The 17997-nt window shown below is 34.2% G+C and carries 16 protein-coding genes; 10 read left to right on the top strand and 6 right to left on the bottom strand.

The annotated features are described in order from the left end of the window. The first annotated feature begins 904 nt into the window (after positions 1 to 904). The 8 genes from Q1A60_RS17540 to Q1A60_RS17505 all read left to right on the top strand — a co-directional run bounded on the left by Q1A60_RS17540 (position 905) and on the right by Q1A60_RS17505 (position 8287). Positions 905 to 2593 carry a hypothetical protein gene (locus Q1A60_RS17540; protein WP_299767455.1) on the top strand — a complete coding sequence of 563 codons (1689 nt, stop codon included), beginning with the start codon at positions 905 to 907 and terminating at the stop codon, positions 2591 to 2593. Positions 2594 to 2718: 125 nt separating this feature from the next. Then, the gene (locus Q1A60_RS17535) at positions 2719 to 3891 is read left to right on the top strand and encodes a hypothetical protein (RefSeq protein WP_299767456.1); all 1173 of its coding nucleotides are present in this window, start codon (positions 2719 to 2721) and stop codon (positions 3889 to 3891) included. 69 nt (positions 3892 to 3960) lie between these two features. After that, positions 3961 to 5670 (top strand): S41 family peptidase, encoded by a 1710-nt coding sequence (locus tag Q1A60_RS17530; protein WP_299767457.1) that lies wholly within the window; start codon positions 3961 to 3963, stop codon positions 5668 to 5670. 71 nt (positions 5671 to 5741) lie between these two features. Further along, the gene (locus tag Q1A60_RS17525; protein WP_299767458.1) at positions 5742 to 6284 is read left to right on the top strand and encodes a GNAT family protein; all 543 of its coding nucleotides are present in this window, start codon (positions 5742 to 5744) and stop codon (positions 6282 to 6284) included. 32 nt (positions 6285 to 6316) lie between these two features. After that, entirely contained in the window at positions 6317 to 6820 is a 504-nt protein-coding gene (locus tag Q1A60_RS17520) for a cupin domain-containing protein (protein WP_299767459.1), read from the top strand. 96 nt (positions 6821 to 6916) lie between these two features. After that, on the top strand, positions 6917 to 7390 hold the full coding sequence (locus Q1A60_RS17515; protein WP_299767460.1) for a thioredoxin family protein: 474 nt from the start codon (positions 6917 to 6919) through the stop codon (positions 7388 to 7390). A 23-nt stretch (positions 7391 to 7413) separates the two neighbouring features. Then, positions 7414 to 7767, top strand: coding sequence for a hypothetical protein (locus Q1A60_RS17510; protein ID WP_299767461.1), 354 nt, complete (start codon positions 7414 to 7416; stop codon positions 7765 to 7767). A 136-nt stretch (positions 7768 to 7903) separates the two neighbouring features. Further along, on the top strand, positions 7904 to 8287 hold the full coding sequence (locus Q1A60_RS17505) for a hypothetical protein (protein WP_299767462.1): 384 nt from the start codon (positions 7904 to 7906) through the stop codon (positions 8285 to 8287). Positions 8288 to 8392: 105 nt separating this feature from the next. On the opposite strand, the gene Q1A60_RS17500 is transcribed toward Q1A60_RS17505, so the two are convergent. The 3 genes from Q1A60_RS17500 to Q1A60_RS17490 all read right to left on the bottom strand — a co-directional run bounded on the left by Q1A60_RS17500 (position 8393) and on the right by Q1A60_RS17490 (position 11444). Continuing rightward, positions 8393 to 8923 (bottom strand): YfiT family bacillithiol transferase, encoded by a 531-nt coding sequence (locus Q1A60_RS17500; protein WP_299767463.1) that lies wholly within the window; start codon positions 8921 to 8923, stop codon positions 8393 to 8395. Between the two features lie 151 nt (positions 8924 to 9074). Beyond that, positions 9075 to 10007 (bottom strand): peptidylprolyl isomerase, encoded by a 933-nt coding sequence (locus Q1A60_RS17495; protein ID WP_299767464.1) that lies wholly within the window; start codon positions 10005 to 10007, stop codon positions 9075 to 9077. 57 nt (positions 10008 to 10064) lie between these two features. Then, positions 10065 to 11444: an alanine/glycine:cation symporter family protein gene (locus Q1A60_RS17490; RefSeq protein ID WP_299767465.1), complete on the bottom strand. Its 1380-nt coding sequence runs from the start codon at positions 11442 to 11444 to the stop codon at positions 10065 to 10067. A gap of 102 nt (positions 11445 to 11546) precedes the next feature. On the opposite strand from Q1A60_RS17490, the gene Q1A60_RS17485 reads away from it, so the two are divergent. Together Q1A60_RS17485 and Q1A60_RS17480 are read left to right on the top strand one after the other, a co-directional pair. Beyond that, positions 11547 to 12827: an acyloxyacyl hydrolase gene (locus Q1A60_RS17485; RefSeq protein ID WP_299767466.1), complete on the top strand. Its 1281-nt coding sequence runs from the start codon at positions 11547 to 11549 to the stop codon at positions 12825 to 12827. A gap of 181 nt (positions 12828 to 13008) precedes the next feature. Further along, positions 13009 to 13863, top strand: a complete 855-nt coding sequence (locus tag Q1A60_RS17480; RefSeq protein ID WP_299767467.1) for a mechanosensitive ion channel family protein — start codon at positions 13009 to 13011, stop codon at positions 13861 to 13863. A gap of 8 nt (positions 13864 to 13871) precedes the next feature. On the opposite strand, the gene Q1A60_RS17475 is transcribed toward Q1A60_RS17480, so the two are convergent. The 3 genes from Q1A60_RS17475 to Q1A60_RS17465 are packed head-to-tail and all read right to left on the bottom strand — an operon-like array spanning position 13872 to position 17868. Further along, complete coding sequence (locus Q1A60_RS17475) at positions 13872 to 16391, bottom strand: TonB-dependent receptor plug domain-containing protein (protein WP_299767468.1); 2520 nt, start codon at positions 16389 to 16391, stop codon at positions 13872 to 13874. After that, on the bottom strand, positions 16375 to 17295 hold the full coding sequence (locus Q1A60_RS17470; RefSeq protein WP_299767469.1) for a FecR family protein: 921 nt from the start codon (positions 17293 to 17295) through the stop codon (positions 16375 to 16377). The genes Q1A60_RS17475 and Q1A60_RS17470 overlap by 17 nt, the downstream gene beginning before the upstream one ends. A 48-nt stretch (positions 17296 to 17343) precedes the next feature. After that, the gene (locus Q1A60_RS17465; RefSeq protein ID WP_299767470.1) at positions 17344 to 17868 is read right to left on the bottom strand and encodes a sigma-70 family RNA polymerase sigma factor; all 525 of its coding nucleotides are present in this window, start codon (positions 17866 to 17868) and stop codon (positions 17344 to 17346) included. Positions 17869 to 17997 lie beyond the last annotated feature (129 nt).

The raw sequence follows: 17997 nt of genomic DNA, 5'->3' as shown, positions 1-17997 counted from the left end.
ATTATTATTAAAAAATCAACAAATATAATTTCACACCTCCCTAACCCTCCTTCTTAGGAGGGAATATAAAACCTCATAAAAATTAAAACAAAAAAGCTCCTTCCCTCAGCGATGGAAGGTGGATGTGTCGAAGAATGAGACACAGACGAAAGGGAGATTCATATCCCTCTATCTCAAAAGAGAAAACTAAAACATACGATCCATGTGGTGGGTGGTTGTTTTCTATTTTTTGTAATCTGCGTAGCTCAAAAAATAGAAAACTTTCCGTTTCCGAATGAATGTATTAAGTGGTAAGCCCCCTAACCCCCGAAGGGGGAACTAAAAATAATTCCTTCTCCATCTGGTAGAAGGCTAGAATGAGGGAACAAAAAAGCTCCTTCCCTCAGCGATGGAAGGTGGATGTGTCGAAGAATGAGACACAGACGGAAGGGAGAGAATGTCTCTAATTAATCTATAAGTATGGTCTTAAAAAATAGAGTATTCCTCTATTAATGTTTAGCCATTTTCTATTATTATTAAAAAATCAACATATATAATTTCACACCTCCCTAACCCTCCTTCTTAGGAGGGAATATAAAAGCTCATAAAAATTAAATCAAAAAAGCTCCTTCCCTCAGCGAGGGAAGGTGGATGTGTCGAAGAATGAGACATAGACGGACGAGAAAGGAAAGCATAGAACCTTTAAAAAGAAATTCACAGACTTGACTATTTGTACGTTATACGCTTTCGCGAAAGCGAACCAAAACCCAAAAGAATCACGAGTCAGGATTAAAAAAGTAATCCCTTTCCTTCTAGAATAAAACTAGGATCAGGGAATCAAAAGGTTTCCGTATTTTTATAAAGTCTGGCGATATTTTTAAGATGTTGCTTTTAGCAAGACAAAAAATACCATAACCATACTCAGATGAAAACAACCACCATCATTCTTTCTCTTTTAGTCATATTTCTTTTTAGCTGTCAAACAGAGACCAAAGAAAAAACGTTAGAAACAACCAAAGAAATCCCAGCTAGCATAGAGAGTTTTACCTCAAATGACTATGCCTCTTTAGTAACCTTGTTTAAGGAATGGAGAACCTTTGAAAAACCACCCCTACTCGATGGCGCTCCTGATTATACTGCAGAAACTTTTGAAAAACGCATACCAAAATTTAAAGAATTACAATCGGGTTTACAATCAATTGACACCACAAATTGGCCTATAGAACATCAAGTGGATTGGATGATTGTTTGGGCTGAAATGAATGGCTATGACTTTAACCATCGAATTTTACAACCTTGGACACGTGATCCTGCTTTTTATAAATCAGTTTGGTCCAGTAGAAGTGATGTTCCTGCGCATGAAGGCCCCACTCATCATGGCACTACCGAACTATGGACCTATACATTTCCATTGTCGATAAAAGAAAGAGAGAGACTCTTAACCGATCTAAAAATAATTACACCCCTCAATAAGCAAGCAAAGAAGAATTTAACTGGAAATGCCAGAGATTTATGGATCACCGGGATTCGGGATATTCAATACCAAAGTGTCGTACTTACCAATCTAAAAAAGCAAGCAGCTATTAAAGAAGATACCGCTTTAGTGTCGGTAATTGATGAAGCGATAGCCTCAACCGACGATCTGGTATCTTGGTTGCAGAATCAATCTAAATCAAAAACGGGTCCCTCAGGAATTGGCAAAGACAATTATACTTGGTATTTACAAAACGTACACCTGGTTCCCTTAACTTGGGATGACGAAGTAATGATTCTAAAACGGGAACTCGCCCGTGCTTGGACTTCATTAAAATTAGAAGAGCACAGAAATAGAAAACTTCCAAAATTGATGGATGCCAACTCTCCTGACGCCTACAATAAAATGGCAGATGAAGCTGCCAACAGTTTAATTACCTTTCTAGATCAGGAAGAAATTGTAACTGTAAAACCTTATTTCGATCCTGCCTTACGTGAGCATCTAGGTGCATTTATCCCCAAAGAGAAGCGCAATTTCTTCACCATAGGAGAACATTACGATCCCAGACCGCTATACTCTCATTTTTACCATTGGTTTGAATTAGCACGTATGGATAATGAACCGCATAAAAGTGAGATACGAAAAGGCCCCTTATTATATAATATTTTCGATTCAAGAAATGAAGGAACTGCCACAGCTGTTGAAGAATTATTCATGCAAGCGGGTTTATATGATGATAGTCCAAGAACTAAAGAGATTGTATATATCATGATTGCACAACGTGCTGCAAGAGGTTTAGGCTCCTTATATGCACATGCTAATGAAATGACCATGGAAGAAGCTGGTGGGATTCACAGCGAATACACCCCTCGTGGTTGGATGAAGACTGAAAAAGAACTCCTCATTTTTGAGCAACATTTGTATTTACGTCAACCCGGATATGGAACAAGTTATATCACAGGTAAATATTTATTAGAAAATGCATTTGCTGATTATGCTAGAATCCAAGAATTACAAAACAAACCCTTTATTCTAAAAGACTTTTTTGATACCCTAAACAGTATCGGAAATATCCCTGTGTCATTAACTCATTGGCAAATGACAGGCTCAAAGAATCACTTAGAAATAATTACGGATTGATGCAAGTATTCCGCTTTCGCGAAAGCGTATATTGATCATTTACCAAAATATGAAAGCGTGCTCTTTTTTCAAAAACTGTAACACTTAAAAAATCATACAGTCTATAAGAAACAAAAACCTTCAAGATGAATCGTAAATCAGCATTATTACTCATACTTATTTTCTTATTAAATCCATTAGTATCTATCGCATGTAGCATGTATAAGATCACAAAAAATGGAATTACCATTGTTGGCAATAATGAAGATTGGCTAAGTCCTAACAATCAGTTTTGGTTTGAAAAAGCAGAAAAAGATACGTATGGAGTAATGTATATGGGACTGCTTAATAATTTTGCACAAGGAGCTATTAATGAAGCAGGTTTAGTATTTGATGGATTTGCCAATCCAGAAATACCAATAGAAAATACTGATGGAAAATTAAATATTCCCATTGGAACTGCCATCAGAAATGTGATGCAAACCATGAGTACTGTAGAGCAAGTAAGTGATTATTTAAACACTATAAACTTAAGCTCTTTATCTAGTAGTCAAATTGTATTTGTAGATAAGTCAGGTACGTATTTAATCGTAGAAGGTGATGTATTTATTATAGGTGAAGACTCTGAAAAAGCATTCTCAAATTTCTATTACTCACAAATCGCTTCTGAAGATGATGTTGAATTAGAAAACTTTCAAAACGGACGTTCATTTCTAAATAAAACGCAAGGAGAATCTTCATTAACTTACTGTGGTGAAGTGATGAAAAACCTATCTAATACAGATCTATTTTCTACACAATACTCTACTATCTATAATTTAAATACACTTACAGTGAGAGTATACCTCTTTCATGACTACACACAATATGTAGATATTGATTTAAAAAAGGAACTGAGTAAAGAAAATCATAGAACCATGATCGCTGACTTATTCCCTGAAGAATCTATTGGTAACAAACACTATCAAATGTATAATGATGTAGAAAATCCTACACGTTTTTTAGAAACTATCATTAGTACTAAAGAATACTCTGAAGAAGAATTAAACAATGAAGGGTTTAATGGTATTGTCAATATGATAGGTTATGAATGGATGAGAAAAGAAAATCCTGCAACTGCTATTAAAGTTTTTGCTTATGGTGTTTCATTAATGCCTAATGATGCCAATTTATATGATAGCTTAGGGGAAGCGTATTTTAAGAATAAAGAATGGAGTAATTCTATTATAAATTATAAAAAATCTTTAACGCTTGATACTTCCAATGAGAATGCAGTAACCATGATCAAAAAAGCAGAAGAGAATAGATCAAAAGGCTAATTTAAAAAGGAATCTTGTGTAACAAATTTTCTGACCATCCGTCAACAGATTGAACTCACATATCAATCAATGAAAAAAATTACACTCCTTCTTTTTGTAATTGGAATCCTATCTTGCCAATCGCAAACAACTAGTAAGAAACCAACAACAAATACCTTTGAAAAAGGGTCTAATATCACGATTTCAAATCTCACGCCAGAGCGTATAGATCATCTAGAGCTATTAGGTAAAATCTGGGGGTTTTTAAAATACCATCATCCCGCAGTTGCGAAAGGAACCTATCAATGGGATCATGAATTATTTGCATTTTTACCTACATACCTAGAGGTAACAACAAATGATAGAGATCAATTACTACTAGAGTGGATAGATGGTCTAGGTGAAGTTCCCGTTTGTGAAAAATGTATCCCTACTGATCCTGATGCGCAACGTACACCTAACTTAGATTGGACGACGCAACATCAAGTAAGTAGTTCCTTAAAAGACAAACTACAAAATATCTATACCAACAGACATCAAGGAAAACAACAATACGTATCTATAAAACCCTATATTGGGAATGCTCAATTTACAGAAGAACCGTATGCTGACGCAACTTATCCAGATACGGGTTATAGGTTATTAGCACTCTATAGATATTGGAATATCATTCATTACTTCTTTCCATACAAGCACATTACCGATAAAAATTGGGACACAACACTAAAAGAATACATACCGCTATTTATCAATGCAAAAAATGAACTTGAATATGAATTCGCTACTATAAAAATAATTGGTGATGTTCAAGACACCCATGCTACACTATGGGAAGGTGATGATAAACTCAAAGAATGGAAAGGAACTAACCTCCCTTCTTTTCGAATGCAGTTTATTGAAAACCAACTTGTCGTGATAGATCATTATAATGAAGCATTAAAACAAGAAAACAACATCGAAATAGGTGATATCATCACCTCTGTAGATGGACAATCTATTGACGAACTAATTAAGAAACTATCTCCCGTCATTCCTGTTTCTAATACCGCTTCGTTACACAGAAAGCTATCAAGTATACTTTTGCGCTCTAATAACGATAGTATCAATGTAGGAGTCATTCGAAATAGTAAAAAGGCATCATATCAAGTAGCTGTATATCCTAGAGAAAAATTAAACCTTCAGCAATGGTTTGATAAAGACAAAGAACAACGCTTTTACTTTTTAGATCACAACATAGGGTATATGAGCGTAAAGCATATTGAGAAAAGTGATATTGCAAGCATCAAAAAAGAATTCATAAATGCTAAAGGAATTATTATTGATCTACGACATTATCCTAATACGTATATCCCTTATTTGTTGGGTAACTATTTTGTAAAAGAAGCGACACCCTTTGTTAAATTCACGGCCCCTAATAAAGATAACCCAGGAGAATTTAAATTTGGGGAGCCACTTTCTATTCCTGGATCAAAACAACCGTATATAGGAAAAGTTGTTGTCTTAGTAAATGAAAACTCTCAAAGCCAATCAGAATATACAACCATGGCATTTCAAGCGGGTATGCATACTACGGTGATAGGAAGTGCTACGGCTGGCGCCGATGGTGATGTTTCAAAAATTGATTTACCTGGAGGACTCGTCACTATGATTTCTGGAATTGGTGTCTATTATCCTGATGGCACAGAAACACAACGTATAGGTATTGTTCCAGATATTGAGGTAACCCCTACCATAGAAGGTGTTAAAAACGGGAAAGATGAGGTACTTGAAGCTGCAAAAGCTTTTATTTTAAAGGACTGAAAATAATCGAATGGCATTATTCTTTTTTACGCTTTCGCGAAAGCGTATATTGATAGTTTAAAAATTAAAAAATGACATTAAGTGTACGAGAAATGCACCTAGATGATATCGAAAAGGTGGTTGACTATTTTATCGATGCAAATGATACCTTTCTAAAAGGAATGGGAGCCGATAAAAGTAAACTCCCTAAACGAGATGAGTGGATTCAAAAAATCACTTTAGAGTATAAAAAATCATGTCCCGAAAAGGAGTTCTACTATATGATTTGGTTACTGGATAACCAACCCATAGGGCATTCTAATGTAAATCATATTAGATATGGAAAAGATGCTACCATGCACTTACACCTATGGAAGCCCATAGAACGAAAAAAAGGATTAGGAGTCAAATTCCTAAAATTAACTATACCTTATTTTTTTAAAAATCTACAATTAAAAAAGCTGATTTGTGAACCTTATGCAGAAAATATAGCTCCAAATAAAACATTAAAAAAACTAGGGTTTGAACTCGTTAAAACCTATGAAACAATACCGGGATGGATTAATTTTTATCAGAAAGTGAATCGATATGAATTAACACATAAACAATTAGAAGATAGTTCATTTAATCTATAAGAAAATTATATTTGTCATATATAATAATTAGTATGAACACCAAAGAAAACCTTATAGAAGCCTTAGATCTCTTACCCCATCCAGAAGGTGGTTATTATAAAGAAGTCTATAGAAGTGAAGGAAGCATTCCTGCAATGGCTCTTCCCGAAGCCTATGATGGTAATCGAAATTATGCTACAAGTATCTACTTTTTATTAACCTCAGATAGTTTTTCTGTCTTTCATAAAATCAATCAGGATGAGATTTGGCATTTTTATGATGGCGCACCGATACGATTACATGTGATTTCTAAAGAAGGGAACTATACATATCATATTATTGGACGTGATATCATATTAGGGCAAGTACCTCAACTGGTAGTACAAGGTGGTGATTGGTTTGCAGCCGAAGTGGTAGGTGATGATACCTATGCTTTTGTAGGATGCACCGTGGCTCCAGGGTTTGATTTTAAAGATTTTGTAATGCCTAGCAGAAAAGAATTAATCCAATTGTTTCCAGAGCATACGGCGATTATTACTAAATTAACGCATTCTTAATACATTCTATGGAACATACTTTTAAATATATAAAGTAGAAAAAACAGTATTGATAGTATAACCATTTCCAAAAACAAAAAATAGAAATCAAAGTATATGAAAAAAACAATAGTTCTTCTCACCCTTATACTAAGTGCAATAACACTCTTTTCTTTTACGAAACATAATACTGTAAAAGCTCCAAAAGTAACTACTATCAATTATTATGAGCAAGACTTACCTCTCAAAGAATTGATCTCTAGTATAGAAAAACAAGACAAAGTAGCTATTATTTATTTCTATGCAGATTGGTGCGGACCCTGTAAACGTTTTAAGAAAAGTTTTAAAAGTGATCTTGTAAAAGAGGCGCTAGCAAATGCCGTCTTCATCAAAATTGATGTTGATGAAGATGTAGAAAAACAAGCAGTCCATGAAAATTATGGTATCAATGTGATTCCAACATTCATAAAAACCAACCCTGAAGCTGAAGTAATTGCTCAAATCACGAGTGATGAATGGGCAGAAGATATTCCTAAAAATATCTCTAAAGTGATGACTTCATTTATAAATACAGATAGGTATCATAAATAAAAAGTAGCAATTATTGATCTCATATGAAACTAAGCCTTCTTGTCATAAGAACCCAAAATCCTGAAGCTTTAAAATCTCAATATGAGTACCTAGGAATGACATTTGAGTATCATAAACATGACAAAGGTCCGTATCATTATGCCTGTGAAACTAAAGGATTTGTTTTTGAAATATACCCGCTTCCAAAATCAATGACAACAGCAGATGCATCGCTACGATTAGGGTTTGATATTCATAATCTATCACAAACGTTAGAAAAGCTAAAAAACAGTAATTGGATCATACAATCTGAAGTAAAAGAAACTCCTTGGGGACGTACAGCCATAGTACAAGACTTAGATGGTAGAAAAGTGGAGTTAAAAGACACTGTGTCGTAGATGCGTTTTAAATTCGTCTATAGTTATAACATCTATTTAATAAAGATTTTTCTTTTTTCTACAGATCATGAAATAAGCTATACGAATACCTGTACCTTTACCAAAGAGTATACGCACAAAAATCACTAGCTACACTATGGATAAAAATGAGTTTTTAGAAAAGCATATTTTCACTGATCTTCAAAAAATACATCAAGAATCAGATGCTGATACTATACCCTATTTTTCAGAAGCAGACTTTGCGGTTATCCTTGAGCGAATTGAACATTTTGGTATTGGCATCTATGGCATTGAACCTTGGTTTGAAGGCAAATTCTATGATGTAAAAACCAATGAAGCCTATAGAAAGAAGGCAACCGACCCTAAATGGTATAAAAGAGCCTTTTTTGAATTTAAAAAACAGCAAGCAAATTTACAGTATGCGGCTACCTATAGGATTTCAGATAAACTACTAGCTAAAGAAACTATAGAAGTTAAAGAAACCAAGGATACCGAAGAAACATCGCAATCAAAAGCATAATTTGTTTAGTTAGAAATTTTCATTGCTTTTAAATAATGAAGCACATAAAAACAGCCTATTTTCTTACTTAGATAATAGGCTGTTCTTATACAATATCAATACTGGTTACGACCAGCCTTCTCTCTTCACAAGGTTTGCTATATGCATATAGTGATGCATCCCATGCCATGCATATTGTCCTACATTTTGACGTAACGAAATTGTTTTATTACCATCTGGATGAATAAACGTACGCTCCAACTGCTCATCATTTAAACTACGCAACAAGCGTACTAGTTTATAATGTACCGCTTCTAAATGCTTTAATGACCATTCTACTGGCATTCCTTTTAGATCTGGAAGATTGGTCCATTCTTTTTCTAAATAAGGTTTTATGATTGGGTTATCTTCTGTAAGTGCCCATTTAAAACGGATATAACTATGATGATGGCTATCAGCCACGTGATGTACTACCTGTCGCACAGTCCATCCTTCTGGACGATACGGTGTGTCAAGTTGCTCATCTTTCATCTCGCTTACCATATCACGTAATTGCGCTGGTAATACTTCTAAAATAGTGATCCATTCCTTTAATTTCTCATCAGAAATAGTCGCTGGTGGCGTAAATGTGCCTATTGGGTATTTAAGTGCTTCCATGGTATAAAAATAGAAAAAGTGCCTATCGAAATAGGCACTTTCTTATGAGTAGTTATTCACAGTTTATACAACTCGTGAATAGGTATTCTTTATTTTCATTATACGCTACTTCGACACACTCAGCATGACATTTCGCGAAAGCGTATATAACTTACTTTACAGCAACTAATTCTACATCAAAAACCAATGTAGCATCAGGTGGAATCACACCACCAGCACCACGGCTTCCGTATCCAAGATGTGAAGGTATAACTAAACGAGCTTTATCACCTACGCCTAATAACATGATTCCTTCGTCCCATCCTGCAATTACCTGTCCTTGACCAATTGGAAAATCAATAGGAGCGTTACGCTTGTATGAACTATCAAAAACAGTTCCGTCAGGAAGTTGTCCTTTATAGTGTACAGAAACGGTTTGTCCAGCTGCTGGTTTTGCTCCATCACCTTTTTGGATAATTTGGTATCTAAGACCGCTTTCTGTTTTATCAAATCCAGCAGCAATTTCATCTAATTGTGCTTCTTGTGCTGCTTTTGCTTCAGCAATTCTTTTTTCTCTTGCGCCTTCAAACGTTCTAAACGCTTCGATAGCATTCCATGCTTCAGCATCAGCGCCTTGGCGTACAATAGTAACCTTTTCCATAAGGTCTCCTTGTCCAATAGCATCTACAACATCTTGCCCTTCAATCACAGATCCAAAAACAGTGTGCTTCCCATCTAACCATGGTGTAGGTACATGCGTAATAAAAAACTGACTTCCATTAGTTCCAGGTCCCGCATTTGCCATACTTAATTTACCTGGTGCGTCGTGAATAAGATCTGGATGGATCTCATCATCAAACTGGTATCCAGGACTTCCTGTACCTGTTCCTTGAGGACATCCCCCTTGTACCATAAAATCAGGAATGACTCTATGAAATTTTAATCCATCATAATATGGAGTTCCCTGTGGCTTAGCACCATTTTCCATGTTTCCTTCTACAAGAGCAACAAAGTTCCCTACTGTACCAGGAGTTTTTTCATGCTCTAATTGTACTAATATTTCGCCTTTTGGCGTACTAAATTTTGCGTAAATACCGTCTTGCATTCCTTCATTTTTTTAATGAGGTGCAAAGATAGTATATCCAAATGAAGGGGTAAACAATTAGTCTTTAGATTTTTTGAAACTACTGAAGTATTTTTTTGCTTCCTTCATGACTCTAGGTGACATATACAAGGTTGCAAACATTGTTGGGATAGCCATTAATGCAAATACGCCATCTATTAAGTTAATCATCATACTCAAAGACGTTGTAGCTCCTAGCATAATACTACCTATATAAAAGATATTATAATACTTCTTATTCTTTGCTCCTACCAGAAAACTCAAACTCTTAGATCCATAATACGAATAGGAGAATAGTGATGAGATACTAAATACTGCGATACAGACTAATAATATATATTTTCCTACACTTGGTATTGCTTTCGCGAAAGCGGTTGCCGTAAGGCTCACTCCATTTGCGCCTGTATTTTCCCAAACACCTGTCACCAAAATAGCCAGCGCTGTCAACGTACATACAATCAATGTATCAATAGCAGGACCTAACATAGCAACAAGTCCTTCGCGTATAGGCTGGTCTGTTTTTGCAGCTCCATGTGCCATAGGTGCCGTTCCGATACCCGCTTCGTTAGAGAAAGCACCGCGTTTAATTCCTAATACAATAAGTGCTCCTAAAATACCTCCGTATAAAGGTTCTCCTTTATACAAGGTTGCAGAAAAAGCATCTGTAAGAATCAATTTAAAATAGTCAGGGACGACTTCTATGTTTACAATAAGAATGTACATGACAGCAATAAAATACAAGACCACCATAGATGGTACTAATCGAGAAGCTGTCTTACTAATACGGTTTAATCCTCCCAAAATAACTATGGAGGTGATGGTAACCAATATCAACCCTATGATTATATTACTTTGTAGACCTACCTCTACGCCTTGTGGTTTTAATAAGATGTCATTAATTGCTTGCGTAAGTTGATTGACATTAAAAACAGGTAACGCTCCTATCAAAGCCGCAACACTAAAGAAAACAGCGAGTGGTTTCCATACTTTCCCCATACCTTCTGTAATAAAATACATAGGCCCTCCTTGAGCAACACCTTCACTATCGGTACCTCGATACATCACTGCTAGGGTACCTGTAAAAAACTTTGTTCCCATTCCTACCACTGCACTCACCCACATCCAGAATACTGCGCCTGGTCCTCCTACAGCAATAGCAACAGCTACTCCTGCTATATTCCCCATTCCTACTGTAGCAGATAATGCTGTCGTTAATGCTTGAAAATGACTAATCTCTCCTGGATCATCAGGGTCATCATACTTCCCACGTAATACTTGGATAGCATGTCCTAAATATCGAAAAGGTAAAAAACGAGAATAAATAAGTAGAAAAAGACCTCCACCTATTAATAAAACCAGTAAAGGAATGCCCCATACTGCTCCTGAAAAATCTTCAATTAACGAATCTAATTTTTCCATAAATGATGCTCCATAATTTGCTTAAATCTACAACTTATAGCTCTTTTTTCGATAGATTAATTAATTAAACTATCTTCCAACTTTGTAAATTTTGAAAACTACATGAAAAATCCTACTTGTATTTTACTTCCTAAAAAAAACATACTACTGCTGTCAATCATACTATTATTCAGCAATTTACATGCATTAAAAGCACAAGAAAATGCTTCTAATATTACGATCGTACCTGAGTTTATTTTTGGCACTTCAGTAGCTTCTAACAAGACATTTCCAGAACGTGGCTTGCAAACACAAGCTGTTTTCAACATACTGTGGCATCATGAAAACAATACACAAGAGTGGGCACAACGACTTAAAAGAGTACGTACAGGAATAAGCCTCGGCTATACCAACTTTGGAAATTCAGAAAGTCTTGGTAGTGCTTATAGTTTGCTCCCATTTTTAGAATTTAATGTATTTAAAAAAGAACGTCTTACCACTCAAATAGGTGTCGGTATATCTTATTTTACTAATGAATTTGATTTTGATACTAACTTTTTTAATAGAGCTGTGAGTACGGATCTTACGTGGTCGTTTAAAGCTTTTATGCATTATAATTTTCTTCAAAGAGAAAAAGTAAATTATAGAATAGGCGCAGGTCTTTTTCATCATTCTAATGGGCATACACGTTTACCTAACCAAGGATATAATTCTTTTTTACTCAGTGTTTCTGCTGAGTTGAAAAGTGCGAAATATAGAACGTATAAAAATAATCTTATAGAACATGAAGTTCCTGAAAGAAACATACAAAACTATATAGCCATACGCACGGGAATTGGTCAAAATGTATTTAGTGATGTTTCTATTTTTAATGATAAAAAAGAAGTGTATACCATCTCTGCTGAGTATGGTAAGATCTATAATAAAACCTTAAAACTAGGTATAGGTGCTTTCTATAGAGTATACGAGCATTATTATGATTATATACGAGGAAATGAATTTCTAGTGAGAGATGGAGAAGAGTTTGCTTCTTTTAGAGATAATCCATGGAATAATGCTTCTAATTATGGTCTTTTTATAAAAGGAGAGCTTCTTTTAAATCATGTAGGCGTCGAACTACAATTGGGTGTGAATTTTCATAAACCTGCTTATAAAATTGATTGGCGTATTAATGAAGGATGGGATTTTGCTCCAAGAGAAATTCCTGATTTTTGGGTCTTTGGAGAGTTTGATTCTAAATTCAAAGCTAAAAATGCGATTGCCACTCGTGTAGGCGTAAAGTATTATCTCATTGGGACTGATAAGGCTCCAAAACATAATATTTATGCCGGTGCATTTATTAATGCCAACTTAGGACAAGCTGATTTTACTGAACTAGGTGTAGGATACGTAAGGGCTTTTTAAAAGGTAAAGGAAAATATCGCTTAATGTTCTAATATCACATTATTATAGTACCTGACAAGAAATAGTTTTATATTTTTATGAAGTCTCCCTTATTTTATAAATATGTGTGGACTGAAAATAATGTAAACACTATCTTACCTACACATTTTAAAACGAACTATTATAGATAAAAGATATTCTTATGCTCACCATATATGATATTATCATACCTATCTCAATTTTACTTATCACAATAGGATTTGCATTTATTATTGATAGATCTTTTAAATTTCAAATTAAGAGAATATCTGAAGACTTGAATAATGATCCAACTAATTATAAATTTTTAAGAAGAGCCATTGTCGTTCTTATTTATATTGTAGGTTGTTCAATTGCTATATACAGTGTTGCGCAACTTCGCGTTTTAGCGCAATCGCTATTAGCTGGAGCAGGAGTACTAGCTGTCGCTGTAGGTTTTGCTTCTCAGCAAGCTTTAGGTAATATTATAAGCGGTATTTTTATTATTATTTTTAAACCCTTCCGTATTAATGACCGATTACAAATAGGAACTAATTCTGGAATTGTAGAAGATATAACGCTAAGACATACTGTGATACGTAATTTTGAAAATAGAAGAATTATTATTCCAAATTCAAATATGGGTAATGAGGTTATTATTAATGCTGATTTTGGAGATGATAAAATATGTAAATGGATAGATATTGGTATTTCTTATGATTCTGATATTAAATTAGCAAAAGCGATCATAAAAGATGAAATATTAAAACACCCATTAAATATAGATCCTCGAACGCCTGAACAAATAGAATTACAAGAAGAGCAAGTTCCAGTAAGAGTAATAACACTAGCTGATTCTTCTGTAAATTTAAGAGGGTGGTCTTGGGCTCAGAATAGCGCAGATGCCTTTTCTTTAGGTTGTGATTTATTAGAAAGTATAAAATTACGTTTTGATAAAGAAGGTATAGAAATTCCTTTTCCTCATCGCACATTATTTCATAAGAATATCATTGAAACTGATCTTAATAAGGATACTTGACATACACATTAATAATACACTCTAAGAACTGTATTAAATGTTGTTTCTAAAGCATCATTTTTAAATTCTTGAATCGTAGCTGTATTATCTACTCTAAAAAACTGTTCTATTGTATTAGAATTATTGGTCAAATTCCATATGGAAAATCCAATATCGGCACGCCACCTTTTATTCGTTTTTAGTTGATATATTGCTGAGAAGTCTGCTCTTATATAATCATCAAGATTATTTGTATTTACATCTTCATAATTTACCTCATCATTAATAACTTCTATTCCTTCTACCGGTAATGTAGTAGGTCTACCAGTACGCCAATTAAGGCCTAAAGCGACCTTTAGATTCTTATAATTATAAGAGGTTCCAAAAGTAAGTGCGTGTGTAATATCAAAATTACTTGGAAACTGTACCTCAGGTAGTTCATTAAAAGTGTACGTATTATCTATAAAAGAATAACTCAACCAAGAATTGAATTTACCGTACCGTTTGCGTAATAATATATCTACTCCTATAGCATCATAACTACCCGTAGTTCGTGTAAACTCATATTTAGTTTGAAACTCTTGACTCTGTGTTGTAATTCCACCTACATTCTTATAGTAAGCATCTATATCTATTAATAAGCCTGAACGATTATAGGAAATTCCCAAAGAGCCTTGTTTACTTTCTATGACAGGTATATCTTCATCATTTGCGAGTTGCCATCTTCTACGCTCTATTCCTAAAAAATCGTTTTGAAAATTAATAAATTGAGAAGCGTTTTGATGTTTAAATTCTCCTAATAGTTCTGCAGAAAAATAGTCCCAAAATTGATGATTCACACTAAGACGTGGTTCTATTAATACTTTTCTAAATTTATCAATATAATTAAAACGCCCTCCTATATGCATCTGCGTATTTCCATCTTTTGCACTATACTCTAATTGTGAAAAGACACCATGTGTACGTACTACATCAGAGCGTAATTCCCTAAACAAGGGTTCATCAATATCATTGAGGTTTGTAATTTCTGTTTCAACAACATGATATCCACTTCTCAAATTAAATGTTGGAGACCATGCATAATGCGCTTGAAGTCGTATCCCTGTTTCTGAAACGACATTCTCTTGTAGAAAACGTTGCGATGCAAAAAGATTTGCATTAAATCCTCGTAAGGTATAATCTGTTTCATAGATTTGAAGACTAGTTGTAAAAGTATCATTCCAAATACGCTCATAAAAAATACCTCCTGCAATACTATTCTGAGTAAGGCTGCTTTGTCGTGTTTCTAATACGGTATCTACATTTGCAGTTTCATTAAAACTCAATTCGTTCTGGATCGTAATAAAATTAAGTCGTAATCTATCTTTATCTGATATTTTATATAACCATCGTACAGAGGTATCATAAAAATCAAAATTCTGATTGGTATTCAAAATAGCAATATCATTATCCTGAACCTCTGTATCCTGTGTAATTCTGTCAAAAAAAGAAACATACGTTGGTGTCGTTACAAAATCATTAAGGGATTTTCGCACACCTATTTGTACGGATGATTTTTCAGAAAAAGGAATATCTACAAAAGCATCTGCACTTAAAAGGTTAACACCTACAGAGGCTTTAAAACGCTCTGTTATTTCTGTATCTGTATGCATAGCAATAGTACCAGATACACCATCTGTATATGCTGCACTTGTTCCATTTTTTTGGATAGAAACTGTATTAGTGATTTGGGGATTAAACCCTGATATCAGTCCAAAGAAGTGGCCAGATTGATACATTTTTACATCATCCCAAAGTAATAGGTTTTGATCATTACTTCCGCCTCGTATATTTATATTAGAGATCGTTTCGTCTAAGCTTATAATACCTGGCAACGCTTGTACAGATTGTAATACATCGGTTTCTATTAATCCTGGAAGGATACTAAATTTTGAAAAATCTATTTGTGTACTACCACTGCTATTTTTAGTAATTCCTTTAACGATATAACTTGTTAAAATCACTTTTGAGAGTAAGGTTTCTTCTGGATATACATAAAGGATTGCACACTTATTTTCAGCAAAAAACGCAGCGTTTCTTGTGATTGTTTTATATCCTAAATGCCTAATCTCTACAAAAGTATTTGGCGCAGTTTCTACAAACTCAAAATACCCTTCATTATCTGTGACAAGAGTGTTTTTTGTTGTTTTTAATACAGCTCCTTCTATAGGTTCATGTGATTCGACATCTAGCAAGTATCCACAAATACGCGTTTCGTTCTTCTCTTCCGTAATGTAATAAATACGGTCTCCTACCTTTGTCAATGTAAGTCCTGTTTGCTCTTGTATATACCGAAGGGTTTCTTCAAGAGTACGCTTTCGCGAAAGCGGTAAAAGCATAATTTCCTCTAGTTCTTGTACTGCATAATTAAACTGAATATCATACGTGCGTTCTAGCGTTGTGAGTATTTGAAGAATAGGGATTTGCTGCACATCTTCTTGAGTAATTCCCTCATAGAAGGGGCAGAAAAAAATAAGTATATAAATATATCTCTTAATGTGTTGTATCATAAATAACAACCATCTTATTGTTTTCTATCTTAAATTCTAAACGAAGAGGGGCTGTAATTGCTGTCAATGCATCTGTGAGATCTGTATGTTCAAATCCTCCAGAGAAAAGTATTGTCGTATCTATTTGATCACTATCTATTGTAATATCAAATTGTCTTTCTAATTCTTTAAATACTTCTAGTATGGTCACTTTAGAGAAAACGCTTCTATTGGAAATCCATTGTGGGGTCTCCATGCTAACTTTGCTTTGAGTCTCTTTAGTATGATCTAATCTAAAGCTTGTGCCAGCGGGAAGTTGAATCGTTTTATCATGATAAGCAACACTTACTAAGCCCTCATAACAAGTGACTTCAAAAAACTGATTTCGTTGCTTAACATTAAAAGAAGTCCCTAGTACAGATACAATCCCGTCATGGGTAAGAACATCAAATTTTGATCCTTTAGCAACATTAAAAAAGGCTTCACCATCTAACGATACTTCCCTTTTTTCTTCCCATGTTTTTTCTTTAAAACGAATAGACGTTTTTGCATTAAGCATTACCTGTGATTGGTCTGGTAACGCTACCAGTTCTTTTTGTGCAAAATCTGTAGAAATAGTAGTTGCTGTATTACTAGTAAAAACATAGTATATACCTAAAGAAATAAGCATTACTGCCGCAATACTACTTACCATTTTTATCCAATGCAATGGTTTAACCGATGAAGGTGTATTGGTAATAGCTTGTTTTTGGGACTTAAATTTCTCAAAATCATCAACAGTATATGTATCAGCTACTTTAAAGCGCTGAGTTTCTTGAATGATTTCTTGATAGAAAGGAGCATCTTCTAATTTGTGAAATGCATCTAACTCTTCTGAGCTTAACTCATCATTCAACCATTTTTTAAGTACGTATTCTTTTTCCATAATACACTGTCTACTACTAAAACAACTATCTCTTTAAAAGTCCTGAAACTATTTTAAATAAAACCCTTCAAGCTCTTCTTTAATTTGCTTAAAGGCACTATAAATTCTGTATTCTACTACCTTTTTGGTAACTCCTAACTCATCTGCAATTTCTTGATGTTTCTTCCCTTCTGCTTTATTGAGTAAGAATGCTACACGTTGCTCTTCGGATAATCTTCCTAATACTGTTTGATAATTTTTTAAAAACTCTTCTTTTTGTAATAAAAATTCTGGAGACTCATTGGTATAGTCTTTCGGTTTTATTTTTCTAAACTTCAAAACCACTTTATGATGTTTTACATGATTAAGCATCATATTGTTTGCAATAGTATATAGATAAGACTTTGCTTTATCAAAAGTTACATTCTTACAATTTTCCCATAATTTTATAAATGCCTCTTGTGTGGTATCTTTAGGATTAAGGATCTCTCCATATTTATAATACAGATGATTTGCAAGCGGTTGTGCATAGGTATCATATAGTTTTGAAAAGATGTGATCTTCACAAACAGAAGTATGTAGTGGCTTTTTCAAAAGGGTACTTTAGTTTGATTACAAAGCTAAAAGAAACTTTTTAATTTTTTTTTCAGGACTTTTAAAGAGATAGTTGTTTTACCTATGAACGTTCGCAATTTAATTTACTAAAAATTTGCTAATCAAAAT

This window comes from uncultured Dokdonia sp. (genome assembly GCF_947492535.1).
Lineage (GTDB): Bacteria > Bacteroidota > Bacteroidia > Flavobacteriales > Flavobacteriaceae > Dokdonia.
The sequence above is the reverse complement of the archived record's forward strand: the minus strand, read 5'-3'. Positions and strand labels throughout refer to the sequence as shown.

What these genes read in the sequence shown, in the direction of transcription:
- Q1A60_RS17470 (WP_299767469.1), bottom strand. Translation starts at nt 17,295, where the DNA reads ATGGAAAAAGAATACGTACTTAAAAAATGGTTGAATGATGAGTTAAGC.
- Q1A60_RS17540 (WP_299767455.1), top strand. Translation starts at nt 905, where the DNA reads ATGAAAACAACCACCATCATTCTTTCTCTTTTAGTCATATTTCTTTTT.
- Q1A60_RS17495 (WP_299767464.1), bottom strand. Translation starts at nt 10,007, where the DNA reads ATGCAAGACGGTATTTACGCAAAATTTAGTACGCCAAAAGGCGAAATA.
- Q1A60_RS17520 (WP_299767459.1), top strand. Translation starts at nt 6,317, where the DNA reads ATGAACACCAAAGAAAACCTTATAGAAGCCTTAGATCTCTTACCCCAT.
- Q1A60_RS17490 (WP_299767465.1), bottom strand. Translation starts at nt 11,444, where the DNA reads ATGGAAAAATTAGATTCGTTAATTGAAGATTTTTCAGGAGCAGTATGG.
- Q1A60_RS17485 (WP_299767466.1), top strand. Translation starts at nt 11,547, where the DNA reads ATGAAAAATCCTACTTGTATTTTACTTCCTAAAAAAAACATACTACTG.
- Q1A60_RS17505 (WP_299767462.1), top strand. Translation starts at nt 7,904, where the DNA reads ATGGATAAAAATGAGTTTTTAGAAAAGCATATTTTCACTGATCTTCAA.
- Q1A60_RS17475 (WP_299767468.1), bottom strand. Translation starts at nt 16,391, where the DNA reads ATGATACAACACATTAAGAGATATATTTATATACTTATTTTTTTCTGC.
- Q1A60_RS17515 (WP_299767460.1), top strand. Translation starts at nt 6,917, where the DNA reads ATGAAAAAAACAATAGTTCTTCTCACCCTTATACTAAGTGCAATAACA.
- Q1A60_RS17500 (WP_299767463.1), bottom strand. Translation starts at nt 8,923, where the DNA reads ATGGAAGCACTTAAATACCCAATAGGCACATTTACGCCACCAGCGACT.
- Q1A60_RS17480 (WP_299767467.1), top strand. Translation starts at nt 13,009, where the DNA reads ATGCTCACCATATATGATATTATCATACCTATCTCAATTTTACTTATC.
- Q1A60_RS17525 (WP_299767458.1), top strand. Translation starts at nt 5,742, where the DNA reads ATGACATTAAGTGTACGAGAAATGCACCTAGATGATATCGAAAAGGTG.
- Q1A60_RS17535 (WP_299767456.1), top strand. Translation starts at nt 2,719, where the DNA reads ATGAATCGTAAATCAGCATTATTACTCATACTTATTTTCTTATTAAAT.
- Q1A60_RS17530 (WP_299767457.1), top strand. Translation starts at nt 3,961, where the DNA reads ATGAAAAAAATTACACTCCTTCTTTTTGTAATTGGAATCCTATCTTGC.
- Q1A60_RS17510 (WP_299767461.1), top strand. Translation starts at nt 7,414, where the DNA reads ATGAAACTAAGCCTTCTTGTCATAAGAACCCAAAATCCTGAAGCTTTA.